A 25,423-nucleotide genomic window follows, 5' to 3' on the forward strand; every position below is an offset into this window, starting at 1 on the left:
TGGCAGCGGGCGGCACAGGCGGCTCAAGGGCTACTCCGCGAGGACACCCCGGAGGGCGTCCACGATCCGCGTGGCGCGGACGTCGTCGATGGCCTCCATCTGATTGGTGACGAAGGCGAACCCGACGCCGAACTGCGGGTCGGCGAACGCGCACTGGCCGCCGGCCCCGTCGTGCCCGAAGCCCTGCGGGCCCAGGTACCTCCGGGCCTCGCTGTCGAGCTGGAAGCCCATGCCCCACCGCGGCCACGGGCCGGGAATGTTCCAGACGGGAGCGCCCTCGGTCTGCACCGCCGTCGCGCGCGAGACGACGCCCTCGTCGAGCAGGAGCACGCCGTCCGTCGGGACGACCGTCGCCGACCAGATCGCCGCGAGTCCCCGCGCCGTCGCGATACCGCCCGCCCCCGGGATCTCGGCCGCCTGCACAGCCGCACTGTTGAACCCGCCGGTCGGAGTGACGAGCTCGGGCGCGAACGCTCCGCCCAGGGTCATGGCACGCTCCGACCAGTCCACCTCGCCGGGCGTCCGGGCCGCGGCCTGCTGCGCGGTGAGCTGCGCCAGAGTCGAGCCCACCTGCAGGTGCGCGACCCGGTCGTGAAGCGCGGCGGGCAGGCCGATCCACGCGTCGACGTGGAGGGGCTCGGCGATGAGGCGGGCGAAGTACTGCCCGACACTAAGGCCAGTGACGCGGCGGATGACCTCGCCGACCAGCCAGCCGTGGGTGATCGCGTGGTACGCGTATCCGGTGCCCGGCTCCCAGAGCGGCTCCTGGGCCGCGAGCTCGGCAACGACGCGATCCCAGTCGAGCACGTCCTCGGTCGACAGGACGGCGCGGGGCGCGGACACCCCTGACCGGTGCGACAGGAGGTCCTTGACCCGGGTTCCCGCCTTGCCGGCCGCGCCGAACTCGGGCCAGTAGTCGGTGACGAGTGCCCCGTAGTCGAGCCGCCCCTCCTGCACGAGCCGGGCCGCGAGGATCGACACGAGCCCCTTGGTGCAGGAGAAGATGACGCCGAGAGTGTCGTCCGACCACGGCTCGCGGGTGCGCTCGTCAGCCGTACCGCCCCAGAGGTCGACGACGGCGGCACCCCGATGGCGGATCGCGAGCGCCGCGCCCATGTCGGGCTTGTCGGCGAACGCCGCTTCGAAGGCGGCCCGGACGGGCTCGAACCCGGGGGCGACGGATCCGTGGATGTCAGTGCTCATGCGAGGTCCTTCGAGTGGTCGAGGAGGGCGATAGTGGTGGCCCCGGCCGGCCAGTCGACCGGGATCGGGTCGGAGAGCGACCCGACGAACTCGCCGTCGGTTGTCGAGTTCTCGAAGGCCAGCAGTACGAGCTCACCCCGGCGGTTCCGGATGAGGCGGCCGCTGTAGAGGCGCTCGTCGACGAGTCGCTCGGCCAGGTCAACGGCGAAGGGCCCGGTCGGCGACGGCGCCTCGACGGCCCAGATGCCGCCGATCTCCCCGGACCGCGTCCCCGCCAGCGCGGGCGCGTCGCAGGAGAAGAGGAGCAGCGTGCGCTCGCCGACCGTGACGACCTGCGGCACCTCGAGGTGCTTGAAGCCGGCGCCCGCGGCGCTCAGCGGAGGCCGCACGGTCCACTCGGCCAGGTCGGGCGAGGTGGCGTGGCCGATGACCCCGCGGTCGGCGTCGTCACCGGTCTTCGCGCGCGCGGTCACGAGCATGTGCCATCCGTCGCCGTCCGGGTCCGCGTAGACCCACGGGTCGCGCCACGCCTCCTCGGGCCAGCTCGAGTCGCCGAGCTTCTCGTACCAGCGCCCGTCGGCCGCGGCGATAGGGCCCGGCGACTTCGTCCAGTGGTGGAGGTCGGTCGAGGTGGCGACTCCCACCGTCTCCAGATTCGCGTTCGAATCGGGCGAGAGGAATCGCGAGCCCGTGTAGAACATGCGCCAGAGGCCGTCGGGGCCGCGCAGCACGCTGCCGGTCCAGGTCGCGGTCTCGTCGAAGTCGCCGCGACCGCCGGGCCCGAGCACCAGGCCCAGGTCGGTCCAGGTGGTCAGGTCCGCCGAGGTGGCGTGGCCGACCTTCGCGTTGCGGTGGCGCAGCTGCTGGTCGCCGAGGGACTTCGGGGCGTGCAGGTAGTACATGTGGAAGAGGTCGCCGTCATCGGCCAACCAGAAGTCCCACACCCAGTGGGTGTCGAGCGAGAAGGTCATTGCATGTCATTTCGGTACGAGGGCAGGGCGGCGCCAGCCGCGACGGCCCGGTGGTGGTGGCTCAGCCCTTGACGGCGCCCTGGAGCAGCGCGGCGATGAACTGCCTCTGGAAGACCACGAAGACGAGGATCGTGGGCACGATGATGATGAGCGCCCCGGCATTCAGCAGCGGGATGCTCGAGTAGTACTGGCCCTGGAAGAAGGTCAGGGCGCCGGCCACCGTGCGGTTCAGCGGGTCGGAGATGAGCACCACCGGCAGCAGGAACTGGTTCCAGGTCCAGAGGAACAGCAGGATCGCGAGCGCCGAGAGCGCCGGGCGGGCGAGCGGGAGCTGGATGCGCCGGAACTCCTGCAGCGTCGTCGCGCCGTCCACTCGCGCGGCCTCCGAGAGCTCCTGCGGCACGCCCAGGAAGTGCGCGCGCATCCACACCACACTGAAGGGCATGTACAGCCCGATCAGCGGGAGGATGACCGCCCACTGGGTGTTCAGGATGCCGAGCGCCTGGATCTCGTAGTACAGCGGGATGATGAGCGCCTCGAACGGGATCGTGAGCCCCAGGATGAGGAAGAGGAACACGAAGCGCCCGCCGCGGATGCGCAGGTTGCCCAGCGCGTAGCCGGCGAGCGTCGCGAACACTAGGCTCACGGGCACGACGAAGACGACGATGAACAGGCTCGATCCCATGAGCCGCCACACATTGCCGGTGTTGAAGGCCGTGACGAAGTTGATCCACTGCGGGTCGGTCGGGAACGTCAGCCCGGTGGGGTTCGTGTCCGCGGGCTGGAGCGCCGCCGACAGCATGTTCACGAGCGGGATGATCGTGAGGACCAGCACGACGACGAGCACGATGCGGCCGATGACGACCTCTGACTTGTTGACGATCATCGGTCGCTCGCTCTCGCCAGTCGCTGGATGGGCAGGACGCAGGCGAGCACCAGCGCCATGAGGACGATGCCGAAGGCGGAGGCCAGCCCCACCTCGCTCTGGGTGAACCCGATCCGGTAGATCGAGATGCCGGGGACGAGGGTCGCGCGCCCGGGGCCTCCTAGGGTGGTGGTGTAGATGATGTCGAAGCTGCTGAGCGCGGCGATGATCGTGATCGTCACGAGCACCGCGATCTCCTGGCGCAGGCCCGGGATGGTGATGGTGATGAACTCGCGCCACCAGCTCGCGCCGTCGAGGCGCACCGCCTCGTACAGCGACCGGTCGATCTTCCCGATGCCGGTGAGGAACAGCACGGTGCAGAGGCCCGTGAGCACCCACGAGCCGATGAGCCCCACGGCCGGCAGGGCGGTCTGGAAGTCACCGAGCCACGGGCGGGCGAGGAATCCGAGGCCGACCGCGTTCAGCACCTGGTTGACGGCACCGGTCTGCGCGTACATCCACGACCACGCGATACCGGCCGCCGCGAGCGGGATGATCTGCGGCAGGAAAAGAATGGTCTGCGACACGCTCGACAGCGGCCCGGGCTTCATCGACCGGATGAGCGTTGCCAGCACCAGTCCCGCAGCCACGGGGATGATCGTGAAGAAGGCGATGAGCACGAAGGCGTTCCCGATCGAGCCGAGGAGCGTGGCATCCGTGAACACGCGCAGGTAGTTCGCGAAGCCGACCCACTCCGAGGGGCCGACGCCGTTCCACTTGTAGAACGAGTACTGGATGCCCAGGGCCAGCGGGTAGATCACGAACGCGCAGTACGCGATCAGGGCGGGGAGGGCGAAGGCCCACCCGATGAGGGTCCCCCGTCGGGCCGCTGCGCGAGCAGCAGCCCGACGGGGCGCAATCGAAGTCGTCACGCCGGCAGTCCTTCACCACGCCAGGCACGTGAGTCCGTGCGGCTGGCGCCTCGAGTCCGATTACGGTCTTTCATCGATCAGCCTGCGAGTTCGTCCGCATAGAACTTCTGCACGGCTGTGACGAAGTCCTGTCCGCTGATCTTGCCGGTCACCAGGAGCTGTGACTCGGGGATGATCGCGCCGGCGTAGATCCCGGCGGTGGCGTTGGCCATGAAGTCGACCTGGCCGTTCTCCGCCGCGATCTGGGCCGACATCGCGAGGGCGTCCTCGATGAGCGAGCCCGCGGCGACCTTGGGCTGCTCCTGCGAGGGGTCGCCGCCGGGCGCTGCGCCGGTCACGTCGGTGACGATCTGGCGTGCCTTGTCGTTCGTGTGGATCCAGTTGAGGAAGAACACGATCTCGTTGAGGTGCTTGGAGCCCGCCGCCACCGAGAACGAGTTGGCCGCGCCCATGGCGACGTGGTTGCCGCCCTTCTCTGCCGGCGGCACGAGGAAGAAGGCGACGTCGTCGCCCATCTTCGCCTGCGTGTCAGCAGCAGCCCAGTTGCCGTTGAAGGTGAAGAGGCCCTCGCCGCCCTGGAACCGGCTCACGAAGGTCGCGTAGTCGATCGAGTTGATGTCGCTCGGGAAGTAGCCGGCGTCCGCCCACTTCTTGATGAGCTCGGCGCCCTTGACGTTGCCGGGCGTGTCGTAGGTCGCGCCCTTGACGTTGAGGATCCAGTCCATCAGCTCCTTCGGGTCCGCGTACTGGTTGATCGCGGCCTGCACGACGAAGTTCACGACACCGTCCTTGTCGCCCTCCATCATCGGCAGCACGCCGCCGGCCTTCGCGATGGCGAAGTCCTCCTCGAGCTCGGCGAGCGTCGTGGGCGTGTCCTTGATGCCGAGCTGGTCGGCGAGCTTGGTGTTCATGTAGATGCCGGTGATGCTGTAGCCGAGGCCGAGCTGGTACAGCGAGCCCGCGCCGCGGACGCCGTCCTCGCCCATGCGCAGCGGGGCGAGCTGGGCCTCAGACCACTTGTCCCACCCGTACGCGTCGAACCACGGATCCAGGTTCGCGAGCAGGCCGTCCTTGACCGTGTCACCGATCGTGGGGAGGCGGATGAGGTCGGGCGGGGTGTCACTGGCGAGCAGCTTCGGCGCGTTGGCCGTGAGGTTGGCGAACGTGTCGCGGGTGACGTTGAACGTGACGTTCGGGTACTGCTTGGTGAACTCGGCTGCCAGGTCGTCGGTGAGCGGGAAGCCCGTCTCATCGGCGATGGTGAGCACGACATCCTCGGTCGTGAGCTCCGTGCTCACCGACACCGAGTTGGTCGGGGCGGGGCCGGAACCGCCGGGCGCGCATCCGGCGAGGGCGAGTGCGGCCGTTGCGGCGATCGCCACGACTGCCACAGGTCCGCGCCCGAAACGGGCGCGAGGTCGAGAGAATGCCATCTCGTTTGACTCCTTTGTCTTCTGTGATTGATGCAGACCGTCGGCCTTCCATCAACACCCGAGGTGGGTGCATCCGGGCCTGGGATTCGGGCCGGTGCCGAGGATTTATGTCGGCTGGTGCGTGCTAAATGCTTTTAGCATGACTTATAGTGAGCGCAAGCGATAGCGATGTCAAGTTTGATTTTGGACGCGCCCCGCGATGATTACGATGCGGGGATGGGAAAGGACGGCTCGATGGTGAGCAAGCGCGCAACGCTCGCCGATGTCGCGCGCCTGGCCGGGCTGTCGTCCACCGCCGCGTCCATGATCCTGAACGGACGGCCCGACACCCGCCTGTCGCAGGACGCCCACGACCGCGTCAACGCGGCTGCCCAGGCCCTCGGCTACCGCCCGAACGTCGCCGCGCGCGGGCTGCGGACCGACAAGACCCTCACCATCGGATTCATCTCCGACGTGGTGGCCACGACCCGTTTCGCGAGCGGCCTGATCAAGGGCGCGCTCGAGGCGGCGGAGGCCGCTGGCCACGTCGTGCTGGTTCTCGAGACCGGCGGCGACCCCGCCAGGGAGGCGGAGGCGATCGCCGCCGTCCTCGACCGCCAGGTCGACGGCATCATCTTCGCCACGATGCGCGCCCGCGAGCTGTTCGTCCCGGAGATCCCCACAAACACCGCGGTCGTCATGCTCAACGCCACGAACCCGAGGTACTCCACGTCGGTGCTGCCGGACGAGTTCGCCGGCGGGGAGCAGGCCGTGCGGCTCCTGCTCGAGGGCGGCCATCGCGACGGCATCGCCCTCCTCGGCCAGAACGACGAGGTCGAGCGGGATGCCTTCCGGTCGGCCACCGTGGCGCGCCGGGTTGCGGGCATCCGGAAGGGCATGGCCGATGCCGGCCTCTCCTTCGTCGCCGAGGAGTCCATCTGGCTCTGGGAGCCGGACGAGGGCTACCGGGCCACCCGCGCCCTCCTCGAACGGCGGAGCGGCATCAAGGCCCTCCTCTGCATGAACGACCGCATCGCCTTCGGCGCGTACCAGGCCCTCACCGAGGCCGGCCTCTCGGTGCCCGGCGACGTCTCCATCGTCTCCTTCGACAACGACGAGCTCGCCGCCTACCTGCGCCCGGGCCTCACCACCGTCGGCCTCCCCCACGAGGCGATGGGCCGGCGAGCCGTCGAGCTGCTGCTCGCGGGGGAGAACGTCGGCGAGGTCCTGGTGCCGATGCCGGTGGTGAAGCGCGCGTCGATCGCTTCGGTGGGGTAGGGGGCGGGCTACTCGTCTACGTGCGTTTGCGTTCCGCCAAGTAGGCGCGGCGCGAAGCGCTGGGCGATCACGGATTGGCCCTCGTGATTCGGGTGCAGACCGTCGGAGAGCAGGTGCGAATCGGCGTGGCCGAGCAACTCGAGCCCGTCGACGTAGTGGAGATGCTCGTCGCCCACCGCCCGGCGGGCCGAGACGATCTCGGCAAGAAGCCGCCGCACCGCGCGAAGGGTCAGTGCTCCCAGCGCGAGTTCGGGCGGACGCGCCGGCGCTGAGATCACGCCGCCCTCACCCCACTGGGTGGGCCCGGGGTGGTCCTCGTGCACTGGGCAGATCAGAGGCGAGATGATGATCATCGGCGTGCTCGGCTGCCCCTCGCGGATCGTGTCGAGGAAGCCGTGGACGGCTGGCACGAACGTCCGCTCGCGCAAGGTGTCGAGGTTCACCACGTTGATGCCGAGCTCCAAGGTGACAACGGTCGCCGGAGTGTCTCGGATGGCGCGCGCCATGAACGGGTCGAGCTGGCACTGTCCAGCGAGCCCGAGGTTCACCACCGAGTGCCCGGTCGACCGCGAGACCATCACCGGCCAGGTCGCCAGCGCATGGCCTGCGTCCGACCCCTGGCTGATCGAACTGCCGTGATGCACCCACACCGGCGCTTCTCGTCCCGCGGCCCAGGTCGAGCCCTCCGGCACCCGCACGTCGGCTAAGGAGACGACGGAGACGACCGGGAACCAGATCTCGACCGCGCGCTGCTGCCTCGCCGGGCCCAGCTCGATGCGCAGTGTCGAAGGAGCGCCGCGCCCGATCTCCGCTCCCCCGGTCACGAGGTCGAAGTAGACGATCCGCTCCGCGGTGACGACGATCGGATCCCGCGCCACCCCGTTGACGACGACGTCGAAAGTGCTGCCGTCGGAGGTCGTGCCGGGGTAGAGCGCGCGGGTGATCTCCAGGTCGAGCTCGATCGCCGAGGCATCGGTGACGACCTCGAGGCGCACGCCCGACGGCGTCCCGCTGACGTAGTCGAGGCTGCTGCCCGGGAATAGCGCCCGCCCGGCACGCGGCGCCCGCTGGAACACCGTCCCACCCGCCGTCGACTCGGTCTCCAGCGCACCCCGCACGAAGGCCAGCGCCTGCTCAAGAACCGATCTCATGATGCCGACCTCAACCTGTGCTCTCCCCATCCGCAGGCCACCGGCGCCGCGGCCCCTGGAAGCATAACCTCGGCCTCCGCGCCGAACGGCACCGAAAGGTCGAGGACGAACTCCGCCGAGTCGCGCCTCCAGCTCACGTCGATCCGCCCGGAGGCGGAGTCGAGAGACACCGACGCCGAGGCCAGCTCACCCGGAACGGGCTCGACCGCGAACCGCCGATACCCCGGCTCGAGCATCCGGAGCCCGCCCACACGGCGGTGCAGGAAGTCGCCCACCGCGCCATATGCGTAGTGGTTGAAAGAGGTCATACTGCCGGGGTTGACGCGGCCGTCTGGCAGCAGCGAGTCCCACCGCTCCCACACCGTCGTCGCCCCCATCTCAACGGAGTACAGCCACGATGGGAGCGCGGTCTGCCGGAGCATCCGGTGCGCGAGATCGGGCCGTCCCGCGATGCAGAGCGCGTCCAGGATGTGCGGGGTTCCAAGGAACCCAGTCGATACGGTCGCACCGGCGAGCTCGACGAGCTCGGCGAGTCGGCGTCCCGCGCCGCTGCGCCGCTCCTCGCGGAGCAGCCCGAATACGAGCGCGAGCGCGTAGACGGTCTGGCAGTCGCTCCGGATGCGCCCGCTCTGGTCCACGAACTCGTCGTCGAATCCCGCCGCCACCCGGTCGGCGAGAGCGGTGTAGCGCAGCTCCTCGACCGGTAGTCCCAATCGGCGCGCGGCCTCGGCCACCGCCCGGGCCGAGTGGAACAAGTACGCCGTAGCGATGACCGCGGGGTCTGCCTTGGCTGCCGCCGGATCCTCGGGCGGAGCATCCGGGTCGAGCCAGTCGCCGATCTGGCCGGTCGCGAGCCACACCCCGCGGCTGTCGGCGAGGGACTCGATCTTGTCGACCCACCCGCGCATGGAGGGGAACTGCCGACTGAGCATCGCGTCATCGGCGAACGCGTCGTGGAGGGCGAGCGGAACGAGGGTCGCGGCATCGCCCCAGCCCGCCGAGGGCACCCAGTCTCCCGGGTAGACATTCGGGATGATCCAGGGCACCGAGCCGTCGTCGAGTTGCTCGGCGGCGAGGTCCTCGAGCCAGCCGGCGAGGAATCCAGACGTGTCGAACAGGAAGTTGGCCGTCGGGGCGAACACCTGGATGTCGCCAGTCCACCCCAGCCGCTCTGCGCGCTGCGGGCAGTCCGTGGGCAGGTCCAGGAAGTTGCCCCGCGCGCCCCATACGATGTTGCTGTGCAGCTGGTTCAGCTGGGTGTCGGCACATTCGAAACGCCCGGTGCGTGCGAGATCCGTACCCATCACCTCCGCGACTATGTCGTCTAGGTCTGGCACTAGACCGTCGATCTGGATGTAGCGGAAGCCGCTGAAGGTGAAGACCGGAGCCAGCACCTCCTCGGCACCGCCCGCCAGCACGTAGGAGCACGTCGCCTTCGCGCTGCCCAGCGGGCGCAGGGCGAGCTCGCCGTGCTCGAGGACCTCGGCGTGTCGCACCGTCACCTCGGTGCTGGGCGCGGCGCCGCGCGCGATGAGCCGGACACGCCCCACCAGGTTCTGCCCGAAATCGACGATCAGTCTGCCGCTCGGCGAGGAAAAGGACCGCACAGGCCGCACACTCTGAGTTATCCGGACAGCGGGGCCGCGGCGGGCGACGAGGCGGGCCCTGTCGAAGTCCACGACCTCGACGCCCTCCGTCTCGGCCACCGCGGCGGGCTCGTGCCGCTCGCCGTTGTAGAGGTCGTCGGACACGATCACGCTCGAACTGGCGTTCCAGGATGCGTCGGTGTCGACCCGCACCGCCGACCCGTCCTCCAAGTCGACCTCGAGCTGCGCGAGCAGCGCCAGCCGATCCCCATAGTTCGTACGGTCCATGTCCCAGGTGAGGTAGCCGCGATACCAGCCGTTGCCAAGGGTTGCCTCGATCACGTTGCGGCCGGACCGCAGCAGCGGCCCCACATCGTAGGACTGGTAGCGCAGCCGGTGCTCATATGCCGTCCAGCCGGGTGCCAGCTCGTCGGTGCCGACCCGGATTCCGTTGATGCGCAGCTCGTAGACGCCGAGCGCCGTCGCCCACACCCGGGCGGACGCGGGTGCTGCGCCGAGCTCGAACTCCTTCGACAAAATAGGCGCCGGGGTATCCAGCCCGCCCGCGGACAGGGGTGAGATGAAGGAGGCCGACCAATCGCTCCCGTCCAGAAGCCCGACAACGAAGCTGCGGGGGGCCGACCACTCGGTCCACTGCTCGCCGTCGCCGGCACGCACGCGCACTGATCCCGTCTCGCGCGATGCCAGGTCGCGGAACGGCCACTCCCGCAGCACGGGGCCGTCGAGACCGGATTCCCGCACCTCCGTGACTCCCGCGGCGGCCAGCTCGACCTCTACCATCGACAGCTCGAGCCCGTCATCCGGGCCGCCCTCGATGCGCCAGGACAGCCTCGGCCGGGCGGTGCCGATGGGCGAGCCCTCCTCGGCCTGCTCGACGGCGAGCCCCTCGACGCGCACGCTCACTCTCGGGGCCTCGGGCGGGAGTACGCCGCCGGAAGGGACAGTGCGAGCCCCGCCGCCGCGGCCGCGTACTCGTCGGGCGCGAGCCCGAGGATGCCGTCACCAGACTTGGCACCGAGCCGGCCCTCCGCGACCATCGCCGTGAGAGCCGCGGGCGGCCTGAACCGCTCGCCGAGGTGGGTCTCGAGGTAGCCGAGGATCGACAGGTAGGTGTCGAGGCCGCCGAGGTCGGCGCTCATCAGGGGGCCCAGCATGCCGAGCCGCGGTCCGAACGACGCGCGCACGATGTCGTCGATCTCCTCCGCCGAGGCCAACCCCTCTTCCCAGCACAGCACGGCCTCCCGAAACAGGGCGAACTGGAGACGGTTGGCTATGAAGCCAGGCGACGTCCGGACCCGCAGGGGCCACTTGCCCAAATCCGACATGAGGGCGACAGCGGATTCGACGGTCGCCGCGCTCGTAGCAGTACCGCTGACCACTTCGACGCAGGGGATGACCGTGGCCGGGTGGAACCAGTGCAGACCGAGGAAGCGCGCCGGCTCGGCAATGGCCGTGGCGAGCTCGTCGATGTCGAACGACGAGGTGTTCGTGGCGAGGATCGCATCCGTGGGGGCAAGCTCGTCTATACGCCGCCAGATGTCGAGCTTGAGCTCGAGGTTCTCGGGCGCCGCCTCTATGACGAGTTCGCAGCGGGCGAGCGCGCCCTCGAGATCGTCAACGGTGATGCCAGGGATGTCCAGCGCCCGCAGCTCGTCCGCAACCCGCTTCGATGACTCAACCACGGAGACGACAGCCCCTTCGCCAGCAAGCGCCTGGGCGATGCCGCGGCCCATGATGCCGCCGCCGATCACGGCGATCCGCGCGCTCATGCGAGCTCCGCATCGCGCTCGAAGGGAAACAGCGGGAGGCGCCGCTTCCGGTACTCGAAGTGCGAGCAGTCCGCGCTCGTCACCCCGGGGGTGTCGACCTGGATGATGCTCGCGACCCGGGGTCCGTAGCCGGCGAGCGGCGAGTGCACGCCCTTCGACACCACGGCCCGGTAGTCGTCGATCGAGAGGCCGACGTCCTCAAGCTGCACCGGGGTCAACGGGAGGGTGGCGCGGCTGGTCACGACCACGGTCTGCCCGGTGTCGAGGAGTACGGCCGCGCTCGGCCCCGCCTCGAACTTGCGGAAGCCGGCGTGCAGCGTACCGCTGGCCTCGAAGGATCCGGAGCTGAGGCCCGTCACAACTCCCGCACCCTCGACCGGGCCGCTCGCCGGCTGCCCTGGGGTCGCGCCGACAACCAGCTGCACCTCCGCGCCGACCCCGGCCCTGTGGCAGGCGGACGCCGACGCGGGATCGACGACGATGGTCACGAGCTCGCGGAATCCGGCACGGATCGCGGCCTGTAGGAGCACCACCGAATTGCCCGGCGAGCCCCCGCCGATGTTGTCGCCCACGTCGAGCAGGAGGACCGGGACGGATGACGCGGCCGCGGCCAGCGCGATGGCCTCGTCCGCTCCCGGAACTGCAGCCTCGAACAGGTCGCGCCGCGACCACGCGCCGCGCGCGAGCTCGGCGGCCAGGCGGTGGGCCAGCTCGGCGTCGCCGTCGGTGATGACCACAGCCGACATCCCCATTTCGGGCACGTCCGCGTATGGGTAGCCCTCGGCGACCGACGCCGTGAGCACGCCCGGCAGGCTGGCCGCAGTACGCACCTGGTTGAGGATCGCGGCCATGGGCTCCGCGCCGGTGTTCTGCTGGAGAATGTTGATGAAGGCGGGGATCGGCGAGAACGCCGTCGCGGGCCTGATCTCGCCGCGGGCCGCCGCGAAGACCAGCCGGGCTATCTCCTCGGCCATCGGCCGGGCGTCGACATGCGGGTTCGTGCGATAGGTGTTGAGGAGGTCTGCGCGGCTGCACATGAGCGCGCTGATGTTGGCATGCAGATCGAGCGAGGTGCCGATCACGACGTCCGGGCCGACGGCCCCCCTGATCAGGTCGAGAAGGTGGCCGTCGACGTCGTCGACCTCCTCCGAGACCGCGGCGCCGTGCAGAACCACGAGGAGTCCGTCAAACGGGCCGTGCGCGTCGAGCTCCGCGAGCATATCGGCCGACCGGGCGGCCAGCGCGGCCGCGGTGATCGGCCCGGCGGGCACCAGGGTCGACAGCACGAGCGGCACGAGCTCGACGCCGTCGTCGGCCTCGGCTGCGGCGATGAACCCGCCCGCTGTCGACTCGCTACCGCGGTACTCGCGCAGCAGTCCCTCGCCGCGGTAGATGCCCGCCGCCTCGATATAGGCCTCGTCCACCAGGGTAAGCGCGAAGCTGTTCGCCTCGTGATAGAGACCGAGAAGCCCGATCCGGATGGCTCCCGCCATCAGCCGAGGGCTTCGAGGCTGCGTTCGAAGGCATGGATCGCACGGTCGATCTGCGCGTCCGTGTGCGCGGTCGACAGGTACCAGCGGCCGCCGGGGACTGCGAAGACCCCGCGTCGAAGCAGCTCCACGAGCAACTCGCCGTAGCGCGCCTGGTCGGAGGAGAGGAAGTCGTCGAAGGTCTCGAGCCGCACGACCCCTAGCGAGCACTGCACGACCGGGCCGAGCTGGTTCACGGTGCCGGTGATCCCGGCCTTGGCGAGAGCATCCCGCAGCCCCGTCGCAAGCCGGGCACCGGCCCGCTCGAGCTTCTGGAACGTCTCCGGCTTGCCGAGCTCGCCGACCGTGGCGACCGCAGCCGCGAGCGCGATGGGGTTGCCGTTGTACGTTCCCGCGTGCGTCGTACCGCTCGTCACCTGGTCGATGAGCGCGGCCTTGCCCACGATCGCCGCGAGGGTGATGCCGCCCGCGATCGCCTTGGCGAGCACGACGAGGTCGGGCACCACGCCGAACATCTCCACTGCGCCGCCGAGGGCGATGCGGAATCCGGTGATCACCTCGTCGAAGATCAGCACCACGCCGTGCTCGTCGCACAGCTCGCGCACCTGCTCGAGGAACCCGGGCGGCGGAAGGATCACGCCGGAGTTGATGAGCACCGGCTCCAGTATCACCGCGGCGATGTCAGGCTCCGCAGAGAGCAGTGCGGCGAGCGCAGCGGCGTCGCCCCAGGGGACCACGTGGACGTAGTCGTCGACATCGCTCTGCTGGCCGCGCGTATCGGTGCCCGCCTCGCCCCGCGGGCGGTAGCCGACGAGCATCTGGTCCGACCAGCCGTGGTAGTGCCCGGCAAAGCGCGCGATGCCCTGCTTGCCGGTTGCCGCGCGGGCCAGTCGCAGTGCGCTGAGGTCGGCCTCGGTGCCGGTGTTCGACCACAGCACCCGGTCGAGGGTGGGGTAGGCGGAGAGGATCGCCTCGGCGGCGAGGTACTCCAGCTCGTGGCCGGAGCCGAACGTCGCGCCCTTGACGATCTGACCGGAGACCGCACCCACAAGCGCGGTGTTGCCATGGCCGAGGATGTTCGGGCCCCAGCCCAGGACGAAGTCGATGTACTCGTTGCCGTCGATGTCGACGAGCAGCGCGCCCTCCCCGTGGTCGAAGAAGATCGGGTGGGGCTTCGCACTGGCCCGCAGGCCGGTGGAGACGCCACCCCCGAGGCTGACTCGGGCGCGGTCGTACGCGGCCGACGACTTCGGCCACGACGCGATGATTGTTGATTCTGCCTGGGTCATGGCTGGGTCCTTAGGAGTGTCACGGAGTGAGCAGGGGCGGAGATTGCCGCGCGGTCATCGACGGGGCGGGGCTCGGGTGCGATCGGGCTGCCGACCTCAAGGGCGACGTAGTCAGCCTCGGCATCGAGGCCCGACACCGAGCAGGTGACGGGCTTGTCCGTCGGGTTGACGAGGAGCACCTCGAGCGCGCCGTCGCGCCGAGCGGCGAGCGCGTACAACCCGCGGGTCTCGCCCTGGAACGCGGCATCCGCGCGGGGCAGGCCGGCGAGCCGGGAGAACTCCTCGAACACCCGGTAGGTGGGTAGCGGTGCGCCGTAGTCGTCGAACAGGCCGCAGTACCAGCCTCGCGGCTGGCCGTCGTAGTAGTTCGCGATCGCGACCCGGCTGTCCTGCAGGGCGCACAGCACCCCGGCCGCGAAGGCCGCCCCCGGTGCGCCTTTGAGGCGCTCGAAGAGGTAACGGCGCGTCTCGACGGGGTCGCCCGCGAGGTCGACGGCGGCCATGTGATTCCACTCGTTGAGGTGGATCTCCACGTCGGCGAAGCCGTACTCGTCGAGCCATCCCTCGACGACTGCGGCGTTGTCCACTATCGAGCCCACCCCGTCGGCGTAGGTGTGCCACGAGAAGAAGTCGAGCGGCAGCGCCTCATCGCGGCAGCGGCGGAGGAACTCGCGGGTATGCGGCTCGTTGATCATGGTGCACGCCGGGCCACCGACTTTCAACTGGGGGAAGGCTCCCTTGATCGCACGTGCGCTCACGGCGTACAGCTCGAAGTACTCGTCGTCCGAACCGCTCCACATCACGCCCTGGTCGGGGTTGTCCGGCTCGTTCCAGATCTCCCAGTGCTCGATTCCGTACTCGAACCCGTCGGCCCAGCCCTCGTTGTAGTGCCGGATGATTCCGAGGCAGACCTCGGCCCATACCCCCGGGTCGACCGGCGGATGGACGAAGTACTTGCGGGGCGTGTGCTCGATACTCTCGCCGAGGCGATAGACCACCCGTGCACCCGTCGCGACCACTGTCGCCAGGTAGTCGTCGGTGCGGTCGAAGTCGTAGCTCGCCGGGTCGCGGGGATCGCGAGTGAAGTCGGGGAAGATCGTGTGGATGTCGACCTCCCAGGCGTGCGGCCAGTTCGGGTCGTGCAGCCGCACGAACGGGATCGCCGCCCTGCGGTAGAGCTCCGTCACATCGACGAGGCCGCCGTAGGTGACGGGTCCGTTGTTGACCCCGTGGAGTGGCCGGATGTCGGTGCCCGTGGCCGCGCCCAGGTGGAGGACGGCGCCCGTCATCGAGTCGACTCTCGAGTCACCGTCGGGCCCGCCAGGAACTCGGCGGTCAGGGTGCCTCCGAGCCCGGGGGCCTCGGGAGGAGACATCCGGCCGTCTACCACTTCGAAAGCCAGGTCGACCATCCTCGGGTACACATCGCTCAGGAACGCGCGCAGTACCTCCTGGTAGCCGACTATCGGGTTCGACGCGGCGAGGTGCAGCCCCGCGAGCAGGTTGATGGGGCCGGTGCAGTCGTGCATCGACGCGACGACTCCGTACGAGCTGGCGAGGGAGAGGATGTTCCGGGCCTCGCTGATCCCGCCGCACCATGACGGGTCGACGTGCACATAGCCGACGCCGTCCGCTTCGAAGAGCCGCTTGAACTCCCACCTGCCCATGAGGTACTCGCTCGCCGCGACCGGCACGGTCGTCGCGCGCTGGAGGCGCGCGAGGACGCTCGGGTCGTTCGCGAGCACCATGTCCTCGGCCCAGCGCACATCGAGGTCCTCGAGGGAACGGAGGATCTGGATCGCCGGGGCGAGCTGCCACTTGCCGTGGCCCTCGAGCATGATCTCGATCTCGCTGCCCACCGCGCTGCGGATCTCCTCGATCACGCCGCGCCCCTTGGCGAGGTCGGCCCCGGTGATCGAGCGGCCGGCGTCAGTGTCGGCGAACTGGTCGAACGGCCAGAGCTTCATTCCGGTGAAGCCCTGTTCGAGCAGCTCGACGGCCAGGTCGCCGGGGGCGTTGAGCGCGCGCCAGAGATCGTCCCTGTCGGAGTAGGGGCCACGGCCGACCACGCTGCCGGTCGCGTAGGTGGAGCCGGCGCAGGTGTTGTAGACGCGGGTTGGCACTTCCCCCGCGCCGCCGAGCAGCTGGTAGACCGGCGCGCCGAGCAACTTCCCCTTGAGGTCCCACATCGCAAGGTCGATCGCCGAGAGCGCGCGCAGGTCGGTCCCGCCGGCACCGCGGCGCGCGGAGGCCACGTACTCGCGGTCCCAATAGGTGCCGTCGGCCAGCGGGTCAGTGCCGATGAGCGCGGGCGCGATGACCTCGTGGATGTAGGCGGCGACGGTCTTCGGCGTGTAGTAGGTCTCGCCGAGCCCGATCGCGCCCGAGGAGTCGTAGATCTGCACGAAGGTCAGTGTGCTGGCGCCCGCGTTGGGGTCGTGAAGCGTCTCGACGCGCTCGATGGTCATTGTGCCTCTTTCCTTGTCTGCATCAGTTGGCGAACGTCGCGCCGCCGTCGACCGAGAGAACCTGGCCCGTGACGAACGACGAGTCCGCACTGACGAGGAAGTTGATTGCGTTCGCCACGTCCTCGGCGAGACCGCGACGGGCCAGGGCCTGGGTGGCGATCACGTCGTCGTCGATGCCGGTGCCGAACCGCTCGGTCTCCGACTCGGTGCGGATCGCGCCCGGCATCACCGCATTGACCCGGATGCCCTCACCGCCGACCTCGCGGGCGAGGGTGCGGGCCATTCCCAGCAGGGCAGCCTTCGAGACGCTGTAGTGCAGACGCCCGGGCTGGCCCGTGCGCGCCATAGTCGAGCTCACGAGCACGATTGAGCCCAGCGGGCTCGCGGCGAGCGCGTCGTGCCCGGCGCGGGCCAGCAACCAGGCCGCGCGCACGTTGACGTCCATGGTGAGGTCCCACTCGGCGAGGGGTATGTCGAGCCACGGCGTGATCCTGTCGACCGCGGCGTTCGGCACGAGCGCGTCGAGGCGCCCGAAGTCCCCGAGCACGCGGGCGACGAGCGCGTCGACGGCCTCGGGATCACGGAGGTCGGCGGCATAGGCCCGCACGGCGGCTCCGTCAGACGAGAGCTCGTCGGCGAGCGCCGTCGCCATGGTGCCCATCTCCTCCGTCGGCTCGTGCGCCGCGGCGACATCCCACCCCGCGGCCGCAAGGCGCCTGCAGGCGGCAGCGCCGATTCCGCGCGAGGCACCGGTGATGAGGGCGACGGGACGCGAGCCGGTCATCGCACTGCTCCCAGCGCGAGGCCGCTGCGCAGCTGGCGGTGCATGACGATGAACAGCGCCATGATCGGCAGGGCTGCCAGCAGGCTCGCCGTCACGATGATCGGGAAGAGGATCTCTCCGCCGGCCAGCGGCGATATCGACTGCTTGTTCCAGTCGTTGAGCCCGATGGTGACGGGGAACAGGTTGGGGTCGGTGAGCACGAGCAGAGGGATGAGGTAACTGTTCCACGCGCCCACGAACATCAGCAGGAATACTGTCGCAAGCCCTGTTCGGGCGACCGGCGGGATCATCGATGCGATGATGCGGGCTTCGCCCGCGCCGTCGACCCGGGCGGCGTCGATCATCTCGCCCGGCACCGATGAGTCGAGGTAGGTGCGCAGCAGGTAGAGGCCGAACGGGCTGACCATGGTCGGAAGCACCACGGCGAGCGGGCTGTTGATGAGGCCGAGCCCTCCGATGAGCTGGAAGATCGGCACCGCGAGCGCGGTACCGGGGATCATCATCGCCCCGATGATCGCCCAGAACATGACGTCGCGGCCCTTGAACCGCCAGACGGAGAACGCATACGCGCCGAGGTACGAGGTGAGCGTCGCACCGAGCGCGCCCACAGTGGCGTACCCGATCGAGTTCGCCATCCATCTCAGGAAGATGCCGTCGTCCTGCGTGAGCACTCCCATGACGTTCTCGAAGAACTGCGGGTGCGGCGAGAACCAGAAGCCGAAGGTGTTGAAGATGTCGCCGTTCGACTTGGTCGAGTTGACGATCACCCACTCGAGCGGAATCAGCACGTAGATCGCCATGCCGAGGAAGAGGATCAGGCCGGATGTCTTCCCCACCCACCCGCTTGCGGCGCGCTTGCGGCGCCGCACCTGAATGGCCGTGGTCATGACACCTCCCGGAATCGACGAGTGACGCGCAGGTAGACCACCGAGAATGCGATGACCACCGCGCCGATGACGAAGGTCATCGCCGACACGTAGTTCGTCTGCTGCCCGGATGCGGCGAGCGAGTACGCGTACAGATTGGGGGTGAAGTCGGAGGTGATCACCGACGGCGCGATGGTCTGCAGCACCTGAGGCTCTGCGAACAGCTGCAGCGTGCCGATGATGGAGAAGATCACGATCGTGGACACCACCGGGAAGATCATCCGGGCCTTGATGCTGAACGCGATCCGCACGTTGCTGGCGCCGTCGATGCGCGCGGCCTCGACGACCTCGGGCGGCACGCTCTTGAGGGCCGAGTAGAAGACGATCATGTTGTAGCCGGCGACCGCCCAGATCCCGATGTTGGCGAGCGAGGGGATGATCCACTCCTTGCTCACCAGGTTGAGCGAGATCCCGAAGAACCCTGCGATATCGGTGAAGGGGCTAATCGACGGGCCGTAGATGAACCCCCACATGAGGGTCGCGATCACCGACGGGATCGCGTAGGGCAGGAAGTAGAGGGTCTGGAACAGCCCGTGCCGCTTCACCACTCCTGAGTCGGCGACGAGAGCCAGGATGAGGGGAAGGAGGATGGCGATCGGGATGCCGAGGGCCACGTAGAGCAGGATGCGCCCGAAGGAGCCGATGAACGACTCGTCGGTCAGCACCCGCGCGTAGTTCTCGAGACCCACGAACGAGATCCCACCGATGAGCTTCTTTGTGAAGAGGCTGTTGATGAGGGCGACGACGAGCGGAGCCACGAAGAATGTGGCGAACAGCGCAATGAAGGGCAGGGTCAGCAGATACGGGACCCATTGGCGGCGAATCCACCATCTTCTGGTCAGCATGTGCACCCTCCTCGGTTCGCATTACAAGCTACCAGTTTTTATAACAATCTCAACTCGACAATGAATCGTGCCAAATCGGCCTAGATTTATAGTGCAAGTCCGTGGTTTATTATATGACCTAACCCCCTACTGCAAAGGAGCACCTCTTGCACAAGAAGCACTTCTACCCTCTGGCCGTGGTGGCCACTGGGGCCATGCTATTGACAGCCTGCACCGCGGGCGGTGGAAACGAGCCGGCTCCCGAAGAGGCGTCCGGGTCCATCACCGTCTGGAGCACGTCCCCGACCGCCGAGCACCTCGTCGACCTCTTTGAGAAGTCGCACCCTGACATCGACGTCACCCTCAACGGCGCTGCCGACCCGGCCCAGCTCGAGACCGCGTTCCAGGCTGGCTCCGGCGCTCCCGACGTCGCGATGGTCGACTACAGCCTCGTCGCGCAGTACGCCCAGGCAGGCTACCTCGCGCCCCTCGACGACCTCGGCGGCAGCGCGGTGCGCGACGACTACATCGACGCGCTCATCAGCCAGGTGACCGTCGGTGACAAGTTCTACGGAATCCCGCTCGACGCGGCGCCGATGGGCCTTATGTACCGCGCGGACCTGCTCGATGCGGCAGGCATCACCCCGCCCACCACCTGGGACGAATTCGCGAAGGACGCCGAGACGTACCGCGCGGCGAACCCCGACGGCTACCTGGTCAACTCGGCGCTGAGTGACCAGGCCCTCAACGTCATGCTCTGGCAGGCGGGCGTCTCGCCCGTCCAGACCGACGGGGAGAACATCACCATCGGCTACGACAGCAAGGACGCCGTGAAAGTGGCCGAGTACTGGTCCGACCTCGCCGATAAGGGATTCGCCGGCAACCTGCCGATCGGAGCACCCGAGTGGATCCAGGCCGTCGCCGAGGGCAAGATCGCGACCCTGCTCGCTCCCGCGTGGTTCACGGGTGTCGTCGCGAGCGTCGCACCCGACAACGCCGGCGACTGGCGCGTTGCGCCGATGCCCACCTGGAAGGAGGGCGAGGCTTCGTCCGCCCAGAAGGGCGGAAGCGCCTACACGGTCACCGACCAGAGCAAGAACAAGCTCGCTGCGGCTACCTTCGCCATCTGGGTCAACCACGACCCGGATGCCGCGGCCTACCTGTTCGAATCGGGCGGGTTCCCCACCCTCAAGAGCAGCGCGAACGACGCTGATCTGCTGTCGACGCCCAACGACTACTTCGGCGGGCAGGCCGTGAACCAGGTGTTCGCCGAGCAGCTTCAGGCCATCCCGACGAACTGGCAGTGGTCGCCGTTCGCGACGGAGACCGCACGCCAGGTCGCAGACACCGAGCAGAAGATCGCCAGCGGCGGCGCCAGTAGCGCCGACGCGCTCAAGGCGCTCCAGTCCGGCCTTGTCGACTACGCAAAGCAGCAGGGCTTCACCGTCAAGTAGTCCCATTACCGGCCGCCCGGGCCGCCCGCGATCTCCAGGAGTCGCGCGCAGCCCGGGCGGTTTCGCGTCTTCGGGCTACTGCGAAGCGATGGCCGAATCCGAGCGGTTCGCAAGCCGGGGGGCGACCTGGGTGGCGACCTCCCTGAGCCGCGCGCCGAGCCGGGAGACGAGTTCCTCGTTGACCCGCACCAGTGGCGCGGAGATGCTGATCGCGTAGCGGGTGTCCTCGCCAGCGTCGATGGCCGCCGCGACGCAGAGCGCACCGGTCGCGTTCTCCTCGTCGTCCAGCGCGAAGCCGCGGTCGCGGCACACGTCGAGCTCTTGGACTAGCCGGTCGAGGGAGTCGACTGTCCGCGGCGTCTGCTGGTGGAAGACCACCCCCTCGAAGATGTTCCTGACCACGGTCTCATCGAGTTTGGAGAGCACCGCCTTACCGAGCGCCGTCGCGTAGGCCGGGTCCCGGTCCTCCATCGAGGTCGTCATGCGCAGGGAGTGCTCGCTCTCGAGGATCTTGAGGTAATGCACCTCCGGGCCTACGATCATGCCGAAGTTGACGGTCTCGCCGAACTCGTCCTCGAGCTCGGCGAGGTAGGGGCTCACGATGGCGACGGGATCGATATCCGGCTCGACCATCGCACTCAGCGCCCGCAGTTTCGCGCCGGGCACAAAGCGCCGCGTCTCCTTGTCCTGCGCGACGTAGTCGCGCTCGATCAGGGTGTTGACGATGCGGTACACCGCGGCCTTCTCGACGCTGGAGGCCTCCGCGAGCTCGCCGAGGGTCATCGGCCGCGACCAGACGACCTGCTCGATGACGTCGAGCGCCTTCTGCAGGACATTGACCGTCTGCCTGCTGCCCTTGGGCTGGGAGAGCGAATCGCGCGTTGACATATGACCTCTTCGATGGATAGCGACGCTGTCGGGAAGCAGGGCAATCATAAACCACAGGTTTGTCAAGCAAGCTTGATGATTCTTCTTTTCTCGACACACATCGCGAGCCCCGTATGTGGATTCCTGCTACATAGCAAACCCTCGTTGCGCATTGCAAACTGGGCTGTTAGCGTGTGCCCACCACTGGCCTCAACTATTTGGGAGTTGTGAAATGCAGAAAGAAGCGTCGCGCGCGAGAAGATGGGCGCGCAACATCGCCCTCGCCTCCGCGCTGTCCTTGATACTCGGGTTCCTGGCGGCAACGCCCGCGAATGCCGTCGGCACCACCTACTACGTCAGTTTCTCGACCGGCAGCGACAGCAACGCCGGCACGAGCACCGCCGCCCCCTGGAAGTCGCTGACGAAGGTGTCGGCGCAGACGTTCTCCCCCGGCGACACCGTGCTCCTCAAGAGCGGCGACACCTGGTCGGGCGAGGGTCTGACACTGAACGGCAACGGGTCTTCCTCGAACTGGATCACGCTGTCGTCCTACGGCACAGGCGATCGGCCGAAGATCTTCCCGTACGCCTCGGTGGCGGCGATTCCCGCGCCCAATCCGACGAACCTCGCGGCCAACGGCATCCTCTACGGCGTCTACCTCCACAATGTCGCGGGTTGGAAGATCTCCAACCTCGAGGTCGGTTTCGTGAAGTCCGGGATTTTCTACCGCAACGAGGCGACGGGCACCCGGGACGGCCTGTGGATAGAGAACGTCTACGTGCACGACATCACCAAGTGGCCGCTCGACCCTTACCCGACCGCCGACAACCGGCTCGCTCCGCTGAAGGCAGCGACGTTCTCGATGGGCATCTTCACCTACAAGGAGGATCAGGGCGGCACGACCTACCAGCGCCTCACCAACGTCACTGTCAAGGACGTCACCATCGAGCGCGCGGACGGACCGCTGGAGATCCGCCACGCCGACAATGTTGACGTTAGCGGGGTCACCGCCACCGATTCACCCCGGGTCGGCGTCGTGTTCACCGGCATCAACCAAGGCACGATCGTGGGCACCCCCATCGGCAGCTTCCGCAACAGCACCGTCCAGCGCTCGGGCGCGGACGGCATGAGCTGGGGCACCGCCGGCCTCGCCTTCAACGGAGTGAAGAACTTCGTCGCCGACAACGTGGACATCGGGTTCACTTACGCGCCGAACCTCGTCGACGGGGTGGGCGTGGACTTCGAGGGCCTCGACACCAATGTGACTGTGCAGAACAGCTACATCCACGACAACGCGGATGAAGCGGTGATGGTCTACCGCAACCCGCAGTGGAGCGGCGGCGTCGAGAACGTCAACACCAGCCTGATCAACAACGTGTTCAGCAACAACGGGCTGCTGACGAACAACGTGCACGCCGCGTTCCTCGTGTCGCAGTTCAACAGCACCAACGGCGGGACGATCTCCGGCAACACGATAACGAAGACCTCCCGCTCGCAGCCGTTGAACTACGTGGAAGAGCACTCGCCGGTGCGGACCGAGACCTGGCCAGACAGCAACTACACGCTCTCGGGCAACGTCGTGAAGCTGCCCAACGGAAACGTGCTGAACTACGCGAGCACCGGGTTCACGGCCACGCAGGGTCAGAACAACTGGAGCTACAAGCAGTACGACGGCTCAACGCTCTCCAACCTCACCTGGGACTCGACCCTCAAGGTCTGGAAGGGAACGTCCGGTCTTCTCTACGTCGGCAACGAGTGGATGCACCCTACGGTCGGCTACTTCACCGAGCGGGTCTGGACCGCGCCCGCCGCGGGGACAATCCGCGTCACGGGAACTGTCCGGAAGTTCGACTCGACCGCAGGCAACGGCGTAGTCGCCTCGATCTACCAGAACGGGACGCTCGTCTGGAGCCCGCCGTCGATCACGGACCTCACGGGCCAGAGCCATGACATCGGCCTGACTGTGGCGGCCGGCGACCAGATCGCCTTCACTATCAATGCCAACGGCGACTCGTCGAACGACAAGACGTACTGGGACCCGGTTGTCGAGCAGATCACGCAGACGGCCTTCACCGGCGTCGGCGATTTCATGGGCCAGCAGGGGATGTACGGCTGGAACTACCTCGAGAAGACGGGCTCCACCTACGCCGCCATGAACTGGGATGCCACGAACAAGATCTGGGCGGGCTCGGCGGGCACCCTCTACATCGCCTCCGACTGGATGCACCCGGCAGTGGGCACCCAGGCCGTGCGCAAGTGGACGGCGCCGACGACCGGCACAGTCACCCTCGCGGGCACCGTGAAGAAGTTCGACTCCACAGCGGGCAACGGCATCATCGCCAGCATCTGGAAGAACGGTACGAAGATCTGGGGCGACACGAGCGTCACTACGCTCACCGGGTCTGCGTACAGCTTCACCACCAGCGTGACGGCCGGCGATGTCCTCTACTTCGCGGTCGAGGCGAACGGGGATTCTGCGAACGACAAGACCTACTGGAACCCCGCAGTCTCCTACTAGGAATGCGACTGCCCCCGGCGCTCAGCGTCCGGGGGCAGTTCCGGCTGCGCCCATCTCCGGGATGCTCGGGTGCAGGCGGTACTCACTGGGAGACATCCGGAACCTGATGCGGAAGCGCGTGGAGAAGTGGAGCGGGTCCTTGAAGCCCACGGCGTGAGAGATGAGCTGCACCGCGTCGTTGGTCGAGAGCAGGAGCTCGAGGGCGCGCTCCATGCGAACGGTCTCGAGGAACGCCCACGGGGGCTCACCCAGCTGGCTCGCGAAGAGGTGCGCAAATCGCGAGGGCGAGAGGTGCACGAGCTCCGCCATCTGCGAAACGGACCAGGCGCGGCCCAGGTCCATCCGGACGGCGGCCTCCACCACTCTCACCCGCTCGTCCACCCCGCGGCCGGCGCCTGCAGGCGACTGCTCGAGCAGGAGCTGGGAGCCGATCAGCAGTTGTTCGAGCGCACACTCGGAGATCTCTTTCCGCCACTGCGGGACCTGGACCGCGAGGCGGATGCCCTCAACGGCCGCCCGCAGGACCCGGCGCCCAGCGCGGGAGTCGCCCAAGGGCACGGAGTGCAAGCCGGGCAGGACCTCGGGCAGGCGCAGCATCCGAGCCCACGCCGCCCTGGGCTCGAACACTGCCCACGCCTCGACCCACGGCCCGGTCCGAGCCCCCGGTGACAGGGTGTACGACGTGCCCGGAGCGATGAGCTGGAACGACGGTGCCGCCAGCCGCCGCTCACGACCGCCGATGCTGTACGTGGCCGAGCCTCGGAGCAGCACTCCCGCCGTCCACAGCGAGAACCCCGGCGCGCGCCGGAACACCGTCGACGGATCGTGGGAGACCAGCCCCGAGCCGACGATCACACGAGCTCGCCGTCCACGAGGAACGGCACCCTGTCGTAGTGGCCGGGCTCGATCGCGTAGCCGATCTGATAGCCGATGCGCGGGCCGTCAGTGACGTTCGCGCCGCTGCGATGAGGGGTCAGGCGCGTGAACACCAGGACCTGGCCGGCCTTCAGCTCCACGGGGATCTCCTCATCAGTGGCGTAAGTGCCGATCCACTCCTGGCCCGCTTCGTTCCACCGGTGCGGGAGCAGGCCTCGGTTGTGCTTGCCGGGCAGGGCCCAGAGGCATCCGTTCTCCACTGTCGAGTCGTTGAGGGCGACCCAGAAGGTCAGGGTCTCGGCTGCGCTCATCGCCGACGAGTCGCCCGTGGGGGTGCCGTCGGGCTGGTAGGCGCCGTAGTAGCCGTCCTGGTGCCAGGCGAAGTTGCCGCCGGTACCGGGCATCTTGACGATCATCTGGTTCCAGGTCTGGTAGATCGTCGGGCCGAGCAGCTGGGTGCACAGGCTCGCGAATACCGGATGACGCAGGAACTGCCGGCACGCCTCGCTCTTGAGGTGCAGCGAGTACGCGAACGTGCCGCCGGACTTGTTGGAGGGCTGGGACTCGGCCAGCCCGAGGAGCTCGTCGCGGACCGCTCGGAGCTGCTCCTCGTCGAACAGCACGTCGGTGATGTAGAAGCCGTTCGCGTCCAGACTCGCGAGCTGCTCTGCCGTGACTGTCTGGGGGCCTTCCATGGTGTCTCCTTCTCTTCGGGGGAATGGTCAGCCCAACGCTAAAGA

General features: G+C 68.2%; 21 protein-coding genes. 3 read left to right on the forward strand and 18 right to left on the reverse strand.

Annotated features, from left to right (window positions below; translation table 11 throughout):
• Positions 1-30: 30 nt before the first annotated feature.
• From AC1RTC_RS11295 to AC1RTC_RS11315, 5 genes are all read right to left on the reverse strand, one after another.
• The gene (locus tag AC1RTC_RS11295; protein WP_493155680.1) at positions 31-1,203 is read right to left on the reverse strand and encodes a serine hydrolase domain-containing protein; all 1,173 of its coding nucleotides are present in this window, start codon (positions 1,201-1,203) and stop codon (positions 31-33) included.
• A complete protein-coding gene (locus tag AC1RTC_RS11300; protein WP_493155682.1) occupies positions 1,200-2,174 on the reverse strand; it encodes a glycosyl hydrolase family 32 in 975 nt (324 codons plus the stop codon). Before AC1RTC_RS11300 ends, AC1RTC_RS11295 begins: the two co-directional genes overlap by 4 nt.
• Positions 2,175-2,235: 61 nt before the next feature.
• On the reverse strand, positions 2,236-3,060 hold the full coding sequence (locus AC1RTC_RS11305) for a carbohydrate ABC transporter permease (protein WP_493155684.1): 825 nt from the start codon (positions 3,058-3,060) through the stop codon (positions 2,236-2,238).
• Positions 3,057-3,971 carry a carbohydrate ABC transporter permease gene (locus AC1RTC_RS11310; protein WP_493155686.1) on the reverse strand — a complete coding sequence of 305 codons (915 nt, stop codon included), beginning with the start codon at positions 3,969-3,971 and terminating at the stop codon, positions 3,057-3,059. The genes AC1RTC_RS11305 and AC1RTC_RS11310 overlap by 4 nt, the downstream gene beginning before the upstream one ends.
• 77 nt (positions 3,972-4,048) lie before the next feature.
• Positions 4,049-5,353, reverse strand: a complete 1,305-nt coding sequence (locus tag AC1RTC_RS11315; RefSeq protein ID WP_493155688.1) for an ABC transporter substrate-binding protein — start codon at positions 5,351-5,353, stop codon at positions 4,049-4,051.
• A gap of 267 nt (positions 5,354-5,620) precedes the next feature.
• Here AC1RTC_RS11315 and AC1RTC_RS11320 point away from each other — a divergent pair, with 267 nt between their 5' ends.
• The gene (locus tag AC1RTC_RS11320; protein WP_493155690.1) at positions 5,621-6,661 is read left to right on the forward strand and encodes a LacI family DNA-binding transcriptional regulator; all 1,041 of its coding nucleotides are present in this window, start codon (positions 5,621-5,623) and stop codon (positions 6,659-6,661) included.
• An 8-nt stretch (positions 6,662-6,669) separates the two neighbouring features.
• Here AC1RTC_RS11320 and AC1RTC_RS11325 read toward each other — a convergent pair whose 3' ends face one another.
• The 10 genes from AC1RTC_RS11325 to AC1RTC_RS11370 are packed head-to-tail and all read right to left on the reverse strand — an operon-like array spanning position 6,670 to position 18,989.
• Positions 6,670-7,812: an SGNH/GDSL hydrolase family protein gene (locus AC1RTC_RS11325; protein ID WP_493155692.1), complete on the reverse strand. Its 1,143-nt coding sequence runs from the start codon at positions 7,810-7,812 to the stop codon at positions 6,670-6,672.
• Positions 7,809-10,322: a family 78 glycoside hydrolase catalytic domain gene (locus AC1RTC_RS11330; protein WP_493155694.1), complete on the reverse strand. Its 2,514-nt coding sequence runs from the start codon at positions 10,320-10,322 to the stop codon at positions 7,809-7,811. The genes AC1RTC_RS11325 and AC1RTC_RS11330 overlap by 4 nt, the downstream gene beginning before the upstream one ends.
• On the reverse strand, positions 10,319-11,188 hold the full coding sequence (locus tag AC1RTC_RS11335) for a 3-hydroxyacyl-CoA dehydrogenase family protein (protein ID WP_493155696.1): 870 nt from the start codon (positions 11,186-11,188) through the stop codon (positions 10,319-10,321). Before AC1RTC_RS11335 ends, AC1RTC_RS11330 begins: the two co-directional genes overlap by 4 nt.
• Positions 11,185-12,681: a M81 family metallopeptidase gene (locus AC1RTC_RS11340; RefSeq protein ID WP_493155698.1), complete on the reverse strand. Its 1,497-nt coding sequence runs from the start codon at positions 12,679-12,681 to the stop codon at positions 11,185-11,187. The genes AC1RTC_RS11335 and AC1RTC_RS11340 overlap by 4 nt, the downstream gene beginning before the upstream one ends.
• On the reverse strand, positions 12,681-13,967 hold the full coding sequence (locus AC1RTC_RS11345; RefSeq protein WP_493155700.1) for an aspartate aminotransferase family protein: 1,287 nt from the start codon (positions 13,965-13,967) through the stop codon (positions 12,681-12,683). The genes AC1RTC_RS11340 and AC1RTC_RS11345 overlap by 1 nt, the downstream gene beginning before the upstream one ends.
• Entirely contained in the window at positions 13,964-15,256 is a 1,293-nt protein-coding gene (locus tag AC1RTC_RS11350; RefSeq protein ID WP_493155702.1) for a GH39 family glycosyl hydrolase, read from the reverse strand. The genes AC1RTC_RS11345 and AC1RTC_RS11350 overlap by 4 nt, the downstream gene beginning before the upstream one ends.
• The gene (locus AC1RTC_RS11355) at positions 15,253-16,434 is read right to left on the reverse strand and encodes a mandelate racemase/muconate lactonizing enzyme family protein (RefSeq protein WP_493155704.1); all 1,182 of its coding nucleotides are present in this window, start codon (positions 16,432-16,434) and stop codon (positions 15,253-15,255) included. The genes AC1RTC_RS11350 and AC1RTC_RS11355 overlap by 4 nt, the downstream gene beginning before the upstream one ends.
• A 22-nt stretch (positions 16,435-16,456) precedes the next feature.
• Positions 16,457-17,218: an SDR family NAD(P)-dependent oxidoreductase gene (locus tag AC1RTC_RS11360; RefSeq protein WP_493155706.1), complete on the reverse strand. Its 762-nt coding sequence runs from the start codon at positions 17,216-17,218 to the stop codon at positions 16,457-16,459.
• Positions 17,215-18,105: a carbohydrate ABC transporter permease gene (locus AC1RTC_RS11365; RefSeq protein ID WP_493155709.1), complete on the reverse strand. Its 891-nt coding sequence runs from the start codon at positions 18,103-18,105 to the stop codon at positions 17,215-17,217. The genes AC1RTC_RS11360 and AC1RTC_RS11365 overlap by 4 nt, the downstream gene beginning before the upstream one ends.
• Entirely contained in the window at positions 18,102-18,989 is an 888-nt protein-coding gene (locus tag AC1RTC_RS11370) for a carbohydrate ABC transporter permease (protein ID WP_493155711.1), read from the reverse strand. The genes AC1RTC_RS11365 and AC1RTC_RS11370 overlap by 4 nt, the downstream gene beginning before the upstream one ends.
• 146 nt (positions 18,990-19,135) lie before the next feature.
• Between AC1RTC_RS11370 and AC1RTC_RS11375 the strand changes: the two genes are divergently transcribed.
• Positions 19,136-20,422: an ABC transporter substrate-binding protein gene (locus tag AC1RTC_RS11375; protein WP_493155713.1), complete on the forward strand. Its 1,287-nt coding sequence runs from the start codon at positions 19,136-19,138 to the stop codon at positions 20,420-20,422.
• A gap of 75 nt (positions 20,423-20,497) precedes the next feature.
• Here the strand turns inward: AC1RTC_RS11375 and AC1RTC_RS11380 are convergent, their stop codons facing one another.
• Positions 20,498-21,310, reverse strand: coding sequence for an IclR family transcriptional regulator (locus AC1RTC_RS11380; RefSeq protein WP_493155715.1), 813 nt, complete (start codon positions 21,308-21,310; stop codon positions 20,498-20,500).
• A gap of 211 nt (positions 21,311-21,521) precedes the next feature.
• Between AC1RTC_RS11380 and AC1RTC_RS11385 the strand changes: the two genes are divergently transcribed.
• Positions 21,522-23,807, forward strand: coding sequence for a hypothetical protein (locus AC1RTC_RS11385; RefSeq protein ID WP_493155717.1), 2,286 nt, complete (start codon positions 21,522-21,524; stop codon positions 23,805-23,807).
• 21 nt (positions 23,808-23,828) lie between these two features.
• Here AC1RTC_RS11385 and AC1RTC_RS11390 read toward each other — a convergent pair whose 3' ends face one another.
• Positions 23,829-24,662 carry a helix-turn-helix domain-containing protein gene (locus tag AC1RTC_RS11390; RefSeq protein ID WP_493155719.1) on the reverse strand — a complete coding sequence of 278 codons (834 nt, stop codon included), beginning with the start codon at positions 24,660-24,662 and terminating at the stop codon, positions 23,829-23,831.
• Entirely contained in the window at positions 24,659-25,378 is a 720-nt protein-coding gene (locus tag AC1RTC_RS11395; RefSeq protein ID WP_493155721.1) for a phytanoyl-CoA dioxygenase family protein, read from the reverse strand. The genes AC1RTC_RS11390 and AC1RTC_RS11395 overlap by 4 nt, the downstream gene beginning before the upstream one ends.
• Between the last annotated feature and the right edge of the window lie 45 nt (positions 25,379-25,423).

It is taken from the genome of Rhodoglobus sp. GW821-FHT12B09, from assembly GCF_058809925.1.

Bases quoted from the DNA above. Each gene is read 5' to 3' on its own strand.
- AC1RTC_RS11395 (WP_493155721.1), bottom strand. From the start codon at position 25,378: ATGGAAGGCCCCCAGACAGTCACGGCAGAGCAGCTCGCGAGTCTGGAC.
- AC1RTC_RS11340 (WP_493155698.1), bottom strand. From the start codon at position 12,681: ATGGCGGGAGCCATCCGGATCGGGCTTCTCGGTCTCTATCACGAGGCG.
- AC1RTC_RS11320 (WP_493155690.1), top strand. From the start codon at position 5,621: ATGGGAAAGGACGGCTCGATGGTGAGCAAGCGCGCAACGCTCGCCGAT.
- AC1RTC_RS11335 (WP_493155696.1), bottom strand. From the start codon at position 11,188: ATGAGCGCGCGGATCGCCGTGATCGGCGGCGGCATCATGGGCCGCGGC.
- AC1RTC_RS11385 (WP_493155717.1), top strand. From the start codon at position 21,522: ATGCAGAAAGAAGCGTCGCGCGCGAGAAGATGGGCGCGCAACATCGCC.
- AC1RTC_RS11325 (WP_493155692.1), bottom strand. From the start codon at position 7,812: ATGAGATCGGTTCTTGAGCAGGCGCTGGCCTTCGTGCGGGGTGCGCTG.
- AC1RTC_RS11345 (WP_493155700.1), bottom strand. From the start codon at position 13,967: ATGACCCAGGCAGAATCAACAATCATCGCGTCGTGGCCGAAGTCGTCG.
- AC1RTC_RS11300 (WP_493155682.1), bottom strand. From the start codon at position 2,174: ATGACCTTCTCGCTCGACACCCACTGGGTGTGGGACTTCTGGTTGGCC.
- AC1RTC_RS11380 (WP_493155715.1), bottom strand. From the start codon at position 21,310: ATGTCAACGCGCGATTCGCTCTCCCAGCCCAAGGGCAGCAGGCAGACG.
- AC1RTC_RS11365 (WP_493155709.1), bottom strand. From the start codon at position 18,105: ATGACCACGGCCATTCAGGTGCGGCGCCGCAAGCGCGCCGCAAGCGGG.
- AC1RTC_RS11350 (WP_493155702.1), bottom strand. From the start codon at position 15,256: ATGACGGGCGCCGTCCTCCACCTGGGCGCGGCCACGGGCACCGACATC.
- AC1RTC_RS11295 (WP_493155680.1), bottom strand. From the start codon at position 1,203: ATGAGCACTGACATCCACGGATCCGTCGCCCCCGGGTTCGAGCCCGTC.
- AC1RTC_RS11355 (WP_493155704.1), bottom strand. From the start codon at position 16,434: ATGACCATCGAGCGCGTCGAGACGCTTCACGACCCCAACGCGGGCGCC.
- AC1RTC_RS11360 (WP_493155706.1), bottom strand. From the start codon at position 17,218: ATGACCGGCTCGCGTCCCGTCGCCCTCATCACCGGTGCCTCGCGCGGA.
- AC1RTC_RS11305 (WP_493155684.1), bottom strand. From the start codon at position 3,060: ATGATCGTCAACAAGTCAGAGGTCGTCATCGGCCGCATCGTGCTCGTC.
- AC1RTC_RS11370 (WP_493155711.1), bottom strand. From the start codon at position 18,989: ATGCTGACCAGAAGATGGTGGATTCGCCGCCAATGGGTCCCGTATCTG.